At 44.6% G+C, this 13,378-nt stretch carries 7 protein-coding genes; 4 read left to right on the top strand and 3 right to left on the bottom strand.

Translation table 11 applies throughout. The features are described 5' to 3' along the window. Positions 1–19: 19 nt before the first annotated feature. The 3 genes from OW495_RS15660 to erpA all read right to left on the bottom strand — a co-directional run bounded on the left by OW495_RS15660 (position 20) and on the right by erpA (position 4,954). Positions 20–3,133, bottom strand: coding sequence for an efflux RND transporter permease subunit (locus OW495_RS15660; protein WP_289887366.1), 3,114 nt, complete (start codon positions 3,131–3,133; stop codon positions 20–22). A gap of 10 nt (positions 3,134–3,143) precedes the next feature. Next, a complete protein-coding gene (locus OW495_RS15655) occupies positions 3,144–4,268 on the bottom strand; it encodes an efflux RND transporter periplasmic adaptor subunit (protein ID WP_102513045.1) in 1,125 nt (374 codons plus the stop codon). Between the two features lie 344 nt (positions 4,269–4,612). Then, positions 4,613–4,954 (bottom strand): iron-sulfur cluster insertion protein ErpA, encoded by a 342-nt coding sequence (gene erpA, locus OW495_RS15650; protein WP_004734539.1) that lies wholly within the window; start codon positions 4,952–4,954, stop codon positions 4,613–4,615. Positions 4,955–5,250: 296 nt separating this feature from the next. On the opposite strand from erpA, the gene hemL reads away from it, so the two are divergent. The 4 genes from hemL (at position 5,251) to OW495_RS15630 (ending at position 12,703) form a co-directional block, all read left to right on the top strand. After that, entirely contained in the window at positions 5,251–6,558 is a 1,308-nt protein-coding gene (gene hemL, locus OW495_RS15645) for a glutamate-1-semialdehyde 2,1-aminomutase (RefSeq protein ID WP_017106926.1), read from the top strand. A gap of 320 nt (positions 6,559–6,878) precedes the next feature. Then, positions 6,879–7,964 carry an AI-2E family transporter gene (locus OW495_RS15640; protein ID WP_017106924.1) on the top strand — a complete coding sequence of 362 codons (1,086 nt, stop codon included), beginning with the start codon at positions 6,879–6,881 and terminating at the stop codon, positions 7,962–7,964. A 110-nt stretch (positions 7,965–8,074) separates the two neighbouring features. Next, complete coding sequence (gene rsmC, locus OW495_RS15635) at positions 8,075–9,097, top strand: 16S rRNA (guanine(1207)-N(2))-methyltransferase RsmC (protein WP_102513044.1); 1,023 nt, start codon at positions 8,075–8,077, stop codon at positions 9,095–9,097. 216 nt (positions 9,098–9,313) lie between these two features. Then, on the top strand, positions 9,314–12,703 hold the full coding sequence (locus OW495_RS15630; protein ID WP_102513043.1) for a response regulator: 3,390 nt from the start codon (positions 9,314–9,316) through the stop codon (positions 12,701–12,703). The last annotated feature ends 675 nt before the right edge of the window (positions 12,704–13,378 follow it).

Raw genomic sequence — 13,378 nt, 5'->3', positions numbered from 1 at the left:
ATTTCCGTCGAACTAGTATTTATTGTTCATCGTCGTTGCTTTGGATCATATCGGGTTTCTTATCTCGCCCTAGCATCAGCAAACAAGGCGTCATCACCAAGGTTAGTACCGTAGCAAATGCCAACCCTCCCGCAATTGCTGTAGCAAGTTGCGACCACCATTGGGTACTCGGGGCACCAAACTCTATTTTCTGGTTAATCAGATCGATGTTCATCTCTAACACCATCGGCATCAAGCCTAAAATGGTGGTGACAGTAGTCAGCATTACTGGTCTTAAACGTTGCACACCAGTTCTTAGAATCGCATCTCGCTTATCCAAGCCTCGTTTAATCAACTGATTATAAGTATCGATCAGCACGATATTGTTGTTCACGACGATACCAGCCAGTGCTATCACCCCGATACCGGACATCACGATGCCAAACGGACGTTGGAAGATAAGTAAACCGACAAACACACCAACCGTTGAAAACAACACCGCACTAAGAATCAAGAACGCTTGATAGAAGCTATTGAACTGAGTAATCAGAATCAACGCCATTACCGCAAGAGCAACCATAAATGCACTTTGTAAGAAGGCTGAAGAGTTTTCTTGTTCTTCATTCTGACCACGGATACGAAACTCAACGCTACTCGATAGCCCCAATTCACTCAACGCTTGCTCAATCTTTGGCAGCTCGAGTGCAAGATTATAACCCTCTTCCATATCCGCCATGATGTTCACCACACGCTTACCATCGAGGCGTTTAATGGTATCTTGCTTATGGTCAGGAACAATCTGAGCAAAGTTGGTGATCGGCACCAAGCCTGCTGGTGTTTTAACTCTTAACTGGTCAAAGCGCCCGATATCTCTTTTATCGCTTGGGTAGCGTACCAAGATGTCGACTTCTTCTGATGAGTCATCTGGCAGGTAGTCACCAATCTTTAGTCCGTTAGTTACAAATTGAACGGTATTGCCGACCAAGGTCGCATCAGCCGCAAAACGCGCGGCATCGTCTCGGCGAATATCCACCTTCCAATCGATACCGTCTTTGCTTGCAGTATCACTGATATTAGTCAGTGCTTGATTACCATCCGCCCAACCTCTTACGATCTTAGCCGCCTGATTGAGCTGCTCAGGCGTTTTGGCAGATAGCTCAATCACTAAGTCATTTTCAACCGGAGGCCCTGCATCTGGAAACTTATATTCAATCTCGACCCCAGCGTATTGATCAGTTTGTACCTTTAACTCATCAATGATCGCTTTAACACTGCGACGATATTGCCAATCCACAGGGGTGAACGATATCAAACCAATCTGGTCGTCCCCACCCGTTCGCGTGTAAACAGTATCGAACTCATCATGATTTAGCATCATCTGTTCAATATCGCGCATGATGACATCTTTCTCTTGGATAGAAAGATCACCATGAGAACGAACTTTGACGTTAAAGAATGGCGGATCAACTTCTGGGAAGAACTCAGCACCTAGACCCGCTTTTGAATAAGTAAAACCAACTGCAACCGCGAGTAATATCGCACTGAAGAGAATCTTAAATGGGTGTTTAATCGCAAGCGAAAGCGTGTGGTAGTAAGCCTTGGTTAAGCCAGTCGCCTGTGAGAAATCACCGTTGTGCAGTGCCACCATTCGCGCTTGGCTCTTGGGCGATACGTATTGAGGTTTACCAATCAAACCACCTAGTACAGGCACAAACAACAACGCCATAATCAATGAAGCGGTTAAGGTTGCAATCAACGTTAATGGCAGGAACTTCATGAATTCGCCTGTCACATCTGGCCAAAACAGTAACGGAGCAAATGCCGCCAACGTTGTTGCAGTAGATGCCGTTATCGGCCATGCCATGCGCTTAGCGGCATCTTGGTAAGCTGCTTTTCTTCCTTCACCCTCTTGCATTCTCCGGTCAGCAAACTCGGTGACCACAATCGCCCCATCAACCAACATCCCAACCGCCATAATCAACGAGAACAGCACTACGATGTTTACGGTTAAACCAAATACCGATAGAACTAGTAACCCCGTGAGGAATGAGCCTGGAATTGAAATTCCGACCAATAATGCGGTTCGCACACCAAGAATAGCGATGATCACGATCACCACTAAAATAATGGCGGACAAGATATTGTTTTGAAGATCATTGAGCATGATCTTCACATCTTTAGATTCATCCCAAGTGTATTTAACCAACAGGTTATTTGGCCATTCCTCTTGCTGCTGAGCGCCAGCCATGACGGCTTTGACTAGCTCAACGGTTTCAATGATATTCTCACCTGCACGCTTTTTGATATCCAAGACAACCGCAGATTTACCATCTAAACGAGCAAAACTCTCTGGATCTCGAAACGCTCGACGAACCGTGGCCACATCACCAAAGGTCACGACCTGCTTACCATCCACTTTAATAGGCAGCTCAAGCACATCTTTTAGAGAGTTAAACACCGAAGGAACTTTGACAGAAAAACGCCCATAACCCGTATCAACAAAGCCTGCGGCTACCACTCGGTTATTCAAGGCGATCAGGTTATAGATATCCGCTTGATCTAGGCTGTAGCTTTCCATCAATAACGGATCAACGATGATTTCAACGATGTCATCGCGATCGCCTGCAATATCGACCTCTAGAATTTGGCGATAGCTTTCAAGCTTATCCCCAAGTTCTCGAGCAATTTGCACTATGGTGCGCTCAGGAACGGTACCGAATAGCACAACAGAAAGTACTGGTTGCTCTGAAGCGAGTGTGACTTCATTCACGGTCGGCTCATCACTGTCTTCAGGCAGTTTTGGCTTGGCCAAATCAACGGCGTCACGCACATCCGCCATCGCTTTGGTAAGATCAACGCCAACGTTAAACTCCAACACAACAGAGGCATGACCTTCTGCTGCAGTTGCCGTCATCTCTTTTACACCTTCAATTGACCTAAGCTCTTGCTCGATAGGTCGTACCAATAAACGTTCCGCATCGGTTGGCGAGATCCCTTGGTGTCCTACAGAAACGTAGATAATTGGAATGGTGATATCTGGGCTCGATTCCTTGGGTATCGTGATATAGGTAATCACACCTGCAACTAGAATAAGCGCCAACAGAGAGAGCATTGTTCGAGCACGAGACAAGGCTGCATCAATAATTGAATACATCGGTTATCTCCTACTCTGCAGTTACGTTAGAGAGTTCAGCGCCTTGCTCAACAGCAATCACCGAGTCACCATCACGAACAAAACCTTGCCCCACCGTGATGATATCGACACGCTGACCTAACCCCGTCAGCCACACTCCATCTTGCTCAGCTTTCACCAGTTGAATACCGACAAATTTCACGATTGGTGAGTCATCAATTGAAACCAAAGTTTTGACTCCAAGATTACCCACCTCATCTAGTGCCAACATGGCAGGTGTCACCTTGATGGCGTCTCTCGTTTCTAGATTTAGGGTTACTTCGGCACTGACACCAGCAGGTAACAGGCCATCTGAGTTATCGATTTCAATCTCAATTGGGAAGGTATTGGTTGAGGCAGAAGAGATTCGAGAGACGTAACGCAGCCGACCTTCCGCTTCTTCTCTCCCTAACAGGCGAACCAAAGCGGATTGATTGACTAACAAATGCTGGATATGACGCTCACTGACATCAGCCTCAATAACCAAAGGATCGAGGTCAATCACACCAGCAACAGGATCGCCAACACCAACGAAATCTCCCAGTTCCACCATCAAATCTTGAACCACACCAGAGAAAGGTGAGGTAATCACTGTATTCTTTAGAGCCAATTCCGCATTTCGCTTCATGGCCTTTGCTTCCGTTAGTGAAGCCTCTGCGGTGGTATAGGCTATCTCGCCTTGCAAACCTCTTTTCTTCAAAGACTGCGCTGCTTTAAATTCTTTTTGCTTCAAACGATATAACGCAGATGCTCGCTCCAGCTGAATCTCTAAGTCGCCTTTATCAATCTGAGCAATGGCTTGTCCTGCTTTAACAGCATCGCCCTTAACAACATTCAGTCGGACGACCTTACCCGCGACTTCCGCTCCCAATCGGGCATGCCTGTCGGGCGCCGTTCGTCCATAGAGGTCAATTGTTTTGAAGGTGGGTGATGAGCTGAATGTTTGAAAGGAAACCTTAGCCAATGGAATCTCTGTCGCTTTTTTCTCAGGCGACTCTTCCGCTTGTCCCACTCCTAAGCCAAGCCAGATAGACAACAACATCACTAAAATCAGCGAAACCAGCCACGGCTGCTTAAGTTTCTGAAAAAGTGGTGAGTTAGGAAATAGAGTGGGCATAACAAATCCTTTTATCCGATGTAATTTGAGGCGCGCTAATTGGCTTAGCACTGTTATGTGCAACTTCCATATGCACAGAGATAACCTTAACAGACCAAAACTAAACGAAGTTGGACACTATCGACAGTTTAAAAAATATGCCGTGTACTAAAAATAAAGGGAATGCGTTGAAAAATAATAGGTTAAATATCGAGGTACGTACCGATTTCGGAGAAAAAGCCAAGCGGTCGATCGTGAGGCTTAGCTTACTCCGGTTTTTTGAGGTGTCTATAAACACAAAAACGCCGAACATAGGTTCGGCGTTTACAGTATTTCTAATGTAGCTTTAGCTTTTTCAGTTCATGCTATACGCTGAATGAAGCACCACAGCCACATGTTGTTGTAGCGTTCGGGTTATTAACAAAGAAGCGTGCGCCTTCTAGGCCTTCAGTGTAATCAACCATGCCGCCCATTAAGTACTGTAGGCTCATTGGGTCAACAACCAGCGTTACACCGCTGTTTACAATGGTAGTGTCGCCATCATTTACTTTTTCATCAAATGTGAAGCCGTATTGGAAACCACTACAACCACCACCTGTAATGTATACACGTAGTTTTAGTTCTGGATTTTCTTCTTCAGCAATTAGCGTTTGTACGCGGGTAGCTGCTGCATCAGAAAAAGACAATGGGATGTTTACTTCGCTCACGACAACCTCTCTTACCTGTGTCAAAAACAACATGATACAAATCTAATTCGAGACCATAGTTGTTGAGTATTTTCTTATATTCCGGTGATTATCTAATACCTGACTGAAACGTTCAAGTATTCACCACAGGATCGGTCCTTTTACTGTTGTAAACTCGCCAGAATCTGACAATTAAAACGTGTAACCACACAAAACAACCAGATTCGGGGGATTATATCGGCGAAAGCATTCCTAGTTGGATTCGGGATAGGTACAATGCGAGCCAATTGGTCCGACAGTCAAAAGAGGATATATCAATGACCAAATCAGCAGAACTGTATCAAAAGGCACAGCAAACTATTCCAGGTGGCGTTAACTCTCCAGTGCGCGCTTTTAACGGTGTAGGTGGTTCTCCAATCTTCGTTGAGCGAGCTGACGGCCCACTTCTTTTTGATGCTGATGGTAAAGCATATATCGATTACGTTGGCTCTTGGGGTCCAATGATCCTAGGTCACAACCACGCGGTTATCCGTGAAGCTGTTATTGATGCAGCGCAACGTGGTCTGAGTTTCGGTGCTCCAACTGAAACTGAAATCAAAATGGCTGAGCTAGTATCTGAAATGGTTCCATCAATGGAACAGCTGCGTATGGTTAGCTCAGGTACAGAAGCAACAATGAGTGCGATTCGTCTAGCTCGTGGCTTCACTGGTCGTGACAAAATCCTTAAGTTTGAAGGCTGTTACCACGGTCACGCAGACAGCCTACTTGTAAAAGCAGGCTCTGGCGCACTGACTTTAGGTCAACCAAGCTCTCCAGGTGTTCCTGCTGATTTTGCGAAGCTGACACTAACGGCAACGTTCAATAACCTAGATTCTGTACGTGAAATCTTCGCGGCAAATAAAGGCGAAATCGCATGTATCATCGTTGAGCCAGTAGCAGGCAACATGAACTGCATCCCGCCAGTAGAAGGCTTCCATGAAGGTCTTCGTGAAATCTGTGACCAAGAAGGCGCGTTGCTGATCTTTGATGAAGTAATGACAGGTTTCCGCGTTGCTGAAGGTTGTGCTCAAGCTTACTACAACATCAAGCCAGACCTAACGTGTCTTGGTAAAGTGATCGGTGGCGGTATGCCAGTGGGTGCTTTTGGTGGTCGTAGAGATGTGATGCAATACATCGCACCAACCGGTCCGGTTTACCAAGCAGGTACGCTTTCTGGTAACCCTGTAGCAATGGCAGCTGGCTACGCATGTCTGAAGCTATTAAGAGAAGAAGGCAACGAGAAGCGTCTTGCTGCGAAAACTAAACAACTAGCAAGCGGTTTCAAACACCTAGCGGACAAACACGGCATCCCAATGCTAGTGCACCAAGTTGGTGGTATGTTCGGTTTCTTCTTTACTGATCAAGAAACAGTAACGTGCTACGAAGATGTAACCAAGTGTGATGTAGAACGCTTCAAGCGCTTCTTCCACCTAATGCTAAAACACGGTGTTTACCTTGCACCATCAGCATTCGAAGCAAGCTTTACCTCTCTTGCTCACGGTTCAAAAGAGATTGATGCAACATTAGAAGCAGCCGATCGCTGTTTCGCTATTATTGCTGCTGAAAGCAACGAATCAAACAGCTAACACTTTAGCTAAGCGTTTGAATTTAGGGCTGCATTACTGCGGCCCTTTTTAGTCTTTGGTTCAGTGCATTTAAGGTAAATACCTCAACGACACAAGCTAGCCCTATACTAAAAAGTCGTTAACGTTCCCAAAAAAGAAAAACCAGCAACATAATGGTGCCTAGGAACATTCGAAACCAAGGGATCTCTTTTTTTGTTTGCTGTTCTTCATCTTGGCATTTCTTATCTTTACCACAACATCCCATAATGCAAACTCCTCATTGCTAACTCTCTGTTTTGCAGCCATTATAAACTCAGAACGCTAATATAGAGACCATTACTGTGTCAGAAAAACTCAAAATCAATACAAGCCACTGGGTAATCATCATTGCCCTACTCGCGGCGGCTTATGCTTGTTTCTTACTTATCGAGCCTTATGTAAATTCCATAGTAATGGCATTCATCATCTCGTTGCTGATGTTTCCAATTCACGAATGGCTTGAAAAGAAGATACCGAATAAAGAGAACGTAGTCTCTCTACTTTCTTGTGTCATCCTCACTTTCATTATCGTCATCCCTTTATTGGCGGTATTTGCAGCCATCGTGCAGCAAGGCTCGTTATTCTCGCAAAATACATATCAATGGGTAACACACGGCGGCATTCAAACCTTGTTTGAGCATCCTTTAGTCGTGAAAGCTTTATCGTTCGTGAACAATTATCTACCTTTTGACAATATCGAACCAAAAGCAATAGCCCAAAAAGTCGCAGAATTTGCCACCAGCTTTGGTTCAAAACTTGTGGGTATTAGTGCGAAGATCCTCGGTGATGCGACTAACTTCTTAATGGACTTTTTCTTAATGCTGTTTGTCTTGTTCTTCTTATTGAGAGATCACGACAAAATCATCAGCGTTGTTCGTCATATTTTGCCTTTATCTCGCAGCCAAGAAGACAAACTGCTAACCGAGATTGAGCAAGTGTCTAAATCAGCCGTGATGGGTTCATTTTTAACCGCAATAGCGCAAGGTTTTGCAGGCGGTTTAGGTATGTGGATTGCGGGCTTCCCTGGTCTATTCTGGGGTACGATGATGGGCTTCGCATCCTTCATTCCCGTGGTTGGTACTGCGCTTATCTGGATTCCAGCAGCCACGTACTTATTCCTAACAGGCGATACCACTTGGGCTATTTTCCTAACGGTATACTGCATTGCGATTGTGGGCTCGATTGATAACCTACTGCGCCCGCTATTAATGCAGGGCAGCGCTGGCATGAACACCCTTATGATCTTCTTCTCATTATTGGGTGGTATTCAATTGTTTGGCTTAATCGGCCTGATCTACGGCCCACTGATCTTTGCTATTACGATCGTCCTTTTCAATATTTACGATGAAGAGTTTAAAGACTTTTTGAACCAGCAAGACAAGAGTTAACCTACTCAACGTCAACTTGGTTGGCGAACGAGTATTAAACACTTCAAGCTTTGGGCGGATTATGCGAAAATCCGCCCTCATTTTTTGCTAACGATTCAATAGAGTGTCCTATGTCCGCCTACATTGCCCCAAGCCAGATTGCTCAGCGTCAACTCGCCTACTTTGAAGGCAAACATGTTTTAGTTGCTGGTGAGGCAGAAGACTTATTCCCTGTTGAGTTAGCCAAACATTGTGAATCTGTCACTGTGTATACGTCTAATTACAGCTATTACCGCCAATTGGATAACTGCAGCTCTATTCAACGTTTTTACGGTGCTGAGTTCACCGAAGAAACCAAAGCTGACTTGGTGATGCTGTATTGGCCAAAAGCAAAAGCGGAAGCTGAGTTCTTACTCGCGATGCTGTTTGCGAAATTAGGTAAAGATACTGAAATCGTTGTCGTTGGTGAAAACCGCTCAGGCGTGAAAAGCATTGAGAAGATGTTTGCCCCTTATGGCAAGGTCGTAAAATACGATTCAGCGCGCCGTTGTTCTTTCTACTGGGGTCAGTGCTTCGAACAACCGCAAGCGTTCAACCTACAAGATTGGTTTAAAACCTACACTGTTAGTATTGACGAGCAATCACTTACCGTTAAAAGCCTTCCTGGCGTATTTAGCCACGGTGCATTCGATGTCGGTAGTCAACTTCTGCTAGATACTCTGCCAAAACTAAAAGGCAAAGTACTGGATTTTGGTTGTGGTGCAGGCGTGTTAGGTGCAGTTATGGCATCTCGTAACCCTGATATCGAGCTAGAAATGTGTGATATCAGCGCGTTCGCAGTCGCATCAAGCCAAGCAACCCTCGAAGCCAATGGTCTAACGGGCAAAGTTTTCGCTTCTGATGTTTACTCTGATACGTCTAAAGACTATCAGTTCATCATCAGTAACCCGCCTTTCCACTCAGGATTAGACACAAGCTACAGCGCAACGGAAACTCTGCTAGCGCAAGCACCAAAGCACTTGAAGCGCTCTGGTGAGATAATTATTGTTGCAAACAGCTTCTTAAAATACATACCTATTATTGAACAAGCGTTTGGAAAATGCGCGACTCTAAATAAGACCACTAAATTCGCGATATACCACGCAAACAAGTAGCCTATCTAACACAGCGCAGGGTCATATTCTGCGCTGTCTGTTCATATTTCTATCAAAACCCTATAAAAATGAGCTTTTGCACACGCTTTAAATACCACTTACTTGTCAAAGTAAAAAAACTCGTTAATTTCGTTAAATTGGAACCCATTAATTCTATTCTCTGTACTTGTTTTCGCCCCTTTTAGCAGTACATCAAAGGAAAGTAGTACCCAATTTATGTTTAGATTCTATCGAAAGCAGAAGTTTAAGCGCCTTCAAAATACCTTAATGTTGGCGTTTCTCGTCCTCAGTATTACCCCAGTGACACTTATCGCGGTCTTTTTCCTCCAATCGCACAGTCAGGATCTTCAGGAACAAAGTACTTCGCACCTTGTTTCCGTCCGTGATACTAAGCAGCAACAAATCGTCGATTACCTACAGGCGCAAGAGTCGCAAGTGATGGGCTTCGTTCGCTCTGAGCTAGCCAATGCCAGTGGTGGACGTTTCTACGGTTTAATCAATGCCTTTCAACGACTCGGCTTAGATATTGATGAAGCGCGCAGCAATGCTCAACAACGCTACATTCAAGGCTCAAGCGATCAAATCAAAACATCTATCCTACCTGAATCGAGTAGTTTCATTGGCAGCGAACGTTATCGACTGCTTCACAAGCGCTACCATAACTCATATCAAGAATTGCTTAAGCGTTCAGATTTCGATGACATTCTACTGGTCGACATTAATGGTAACGTCGCTTATTCCGTGTTTAAGCGTGATGATTACGGTACGAACTTAGTCACAGGTAAATACAAAGATTCAAATCTAGGCCTTACCTTTCAACGACTAGCAAAAGACGTAAGAGAAAAACGTAAATCTAATGAAGACTATACGCCAGTTATCGTTTCAGACTTTAAAGACGAGAACGGTAAACAGACGGCATGGTTAGGTGCGCCAATTGTTCAACAAGGCTATCTGCACAGCTATGCCATGTTTCGACTGCCTATTAACGGCATTACCAAGCTTATTGCGGATCTAAACAAGAGCTCAAATATTCAAACACTTCTTGTTGGTAGTGACCACTTACCTCGCAGCCTCGCTCACTCTCAAGAATCGATTAACCTGAGCTTAGATGTTGTCGACAAAGCTCTGGCAGGCGAAACAGCAGTAGGCACGTTTGATAACACTCTCGATCAGGCGATCATCGCTGCTTACACCCCTATTGAATTGAAGTACGCAACTTGGGCTCTCGTCGTTGAGCTTCCAGAAAAAGAGGCGTTTGCTCGTATTCATCAATTAGAAAAGATCTTCGTGATTGTGATGCTAACGGCGATCATTCTTGTGGTCGTTGCATCGCACTACTTATCGAACTTCATCACCTCGCCATTGTTAAAACTCACTTGGGCTGCCGAGAAGGTCTCCGCGGGCGATCTTGATGAAACGATGATCAATACCGAGCGTAAAGACGAAATAGGTCGCCTAGCGGTCAGCTTTGAAAGGATGCAGCGTTCTATTCGTGAAAAAATGCTGCTGATTAAAAGTCAAAATGATGAGTTAGAGGACAACCTCAAAACAATTCAAAAACAAAATGAAGAGTTGCAGCTTGCCAATAAACTGAAAGATGAATTCTTGGCGACGACTTCGCATGAACTCAGAACCCCACTGCATGGCATGGTTGGTATTGCTGAGGCACTAATATCTGGTGCGAACGGCCCTATTCCTGCCAACCAGAAGTACCAGTTGGATATCATCATCAATAGCGGTCAGAGATTGGCAACCTTGGTTGATGACCTACTCGATTACCACAAGATGCGTTATGGCAGCTTAGATATTAAGAAATCAGCCGTGGATTTGTCTGCGGCCACCAGCTTAGTGCTTGAGCTATCTCATCACCTGCTAGGCAACAAGCCAATCCGCATTATTAACCAAGTGCCAAGTGACTTAGGTTTAGTTTCATCTGATCCACAACGACTTGAACAAGTGATGTATAACTTGGTCGGCAATGCTATTAAGTACACATCCGAAGGTAAAATTGTTATCTCTGCGAGCGTTATCGACGACAACATTCGAGTACAAGTTGTCGATACCGGCCAAGGTATCCCTGCAGAATACCTAGAACACATATTTGAACCACTGATTCAAGCAGGACAAGACTCAAGTAACTATCGCCAAGGTGCAGGGCTTGGGTTGTCCATTAGCCGCCAGCTGATTGAGCTAATGGGTGGCTCACTGTACGTAAGTAGCCAACCTATGCTTGGAACAACCTTCAGCTTTACATTACCTTTAGCTACTCAAGAAGAATTGGATAGTTACAATGAATCAGGGAGCTACTCACACTTCCAAGCGCCGGATTTGATTGATAACACTCAGCAAGAAAATAGCGCTATCAGTGAAGACCCGAATGGCCCGCTGTTAGTCATTGCTGATGATGAGCCGGTAAACCTACGCGTGCTAGACAGCTTCTTAAAATTGGAAGGTTATCGAGTTCGCACCGCGTGTGACGGCCCAGAAACCATCGAGTTGATTGAGAAAGAGAAACCAGAATTACTTCTGCTCGACATCATGATGCCAGGTATGAGCGGCTATCAAGTGTGTGAAGCACTGCGTAAGCAATACGATCATGCACAATTACCAATCATCATGCTCACAGCTCTTAATCAAGCAGAAGACCGTGTTCGTGGCTTTGAAGCGGGTGCCAACGACTACTTGTCCAAGCCGTTTAACAAACAGGAACTGGCGGCTCGAATCACAGCGCACTTGTCCGCAAGTAAAGCTGAGCAGAGACGCCTTGAGAATGACCAGCTGCAACTGGAGCTCAAACACCGAGCTATGGTTGAGGCGAACTTACTAGAAACTCAAGGACGCTTGCTAGAACAATTAGAGTCAGCACCAGAAGCCATCATCTGTATTCGAGAAGACCAACGTATTCGCTTTGCCAACGAAGCTGCTGCCAAGCTCTTTAGGCGCGGGCAAGAGCAACTTAAGCGCTCAATGGCCGATGAAATCATTGCACCTAAATACCTTAAGGTGGAGCAAGCACACTACTGTGGTGACATCGATATCTATATTGATGACACACGTCAGCGCATACCAAGTGATATTCTTAAACTACCTGAAGGTTCAGGGCTCGATACCATGTATATCTTCAATGTCGGTGGTGGCGTTAACTCAAACCGTATCAATAACCTTGAAACGGCGGTTGAGGCGCTTTCAAGCTACGCCTTTGAAGGTGATAAAGATAAACTGCAACAACTGAAAGAACTCGGTGGAGAATTTACTCGCCTTGCTGATAAGGCAACCGGTGAAGGTAAAAACAAACAAGAGCTAATGCGCGAAGTATTAGTTGAGGCGATGACCAATGCGATCATTTATTGGGAGTCAGTCACTGGTGAAACAAAGTTTGCTTTCGCAGAGAAGAGTGGCTTGTGGCGTGTTTATTTAGATCGCAGTACGCTGCAAACTCGCACCTTAGATAAATACCTACGCTTTGAAACCTTACCTAAAACGCCTCGCTGGCGAACGGTATTGAGTTCTATTGAGTTCATTCTAGAGCACTGTAAAGAACAAACACCAGAAAGAACTCATATCGAGATGCTAAGGGATAAACTACAGAAATTGCTGACCAGCTAATCCTGAACTAACATCACGATACTTTAATAATGGAGCCCACCTCGTGTGGGCTTTTTTGTGAATATCATTCACGAACAAAGCACAATAATGTCTATTCAAACACACTTATTTCACTGTGTTAAACAAGCAAAATGACACGTTACTCAAGCTTAAACAATCATCAGTTCAATCGCTATTTGAAAGCTTATTCTTGGCTGAATTTCACATTCCTCTGACTCTTTGTTGCAGTTTGAGAAGCGAGTCACAACAGAACGGCAGATTTAATTTTCTAGGGAAATTTAACGTAAAACTGGCAAGTGACCGAGATCTACAATTACACCAGCACACGTTAAAGCCTTATAATAAAAAGCTAAAAATGTAAGTAACCACTAACCATGAGGCATCATTGCAAAATCAAATGCGAGTCACATCACCTTAACAATTGCGTGCAAAAAACCACCAAACCAGCCATTTTTGACGTTAATGACGTGTGGTTATGTGTTTTTAACGTTTTTGACGGGAAACGAGTTTGATTAATTCATCGATAAGGTGTTTTCTTACTCCTGCCAAAGGCCTACAGGCCACTCTTACCACTTCTCAGAAGAAGCAACAAATCTGGAGCAACGAAGAAGAGGTAGGCCTTTAACTAGAGTGTGTATCTACTAAATAATTAGCGACAGATAACATTCAATCCAT

It is taken from the genome of Vibrio sp. 14N.309.X.WAT.E.F5 (genome assembly GCF_030397615.1).
Taxonomy (GTDB): domain Bacteria; phylum Pseudomonadota; class Gammaproteobacteria; order Enterobacterales; family Vibrionaceae; genus Vibrio; species Vibrio lentus.
Note: the sequence above shows the minus strand (reverse complement) of the source record. Positions and strands in the feature narration are given on the sequence as shown.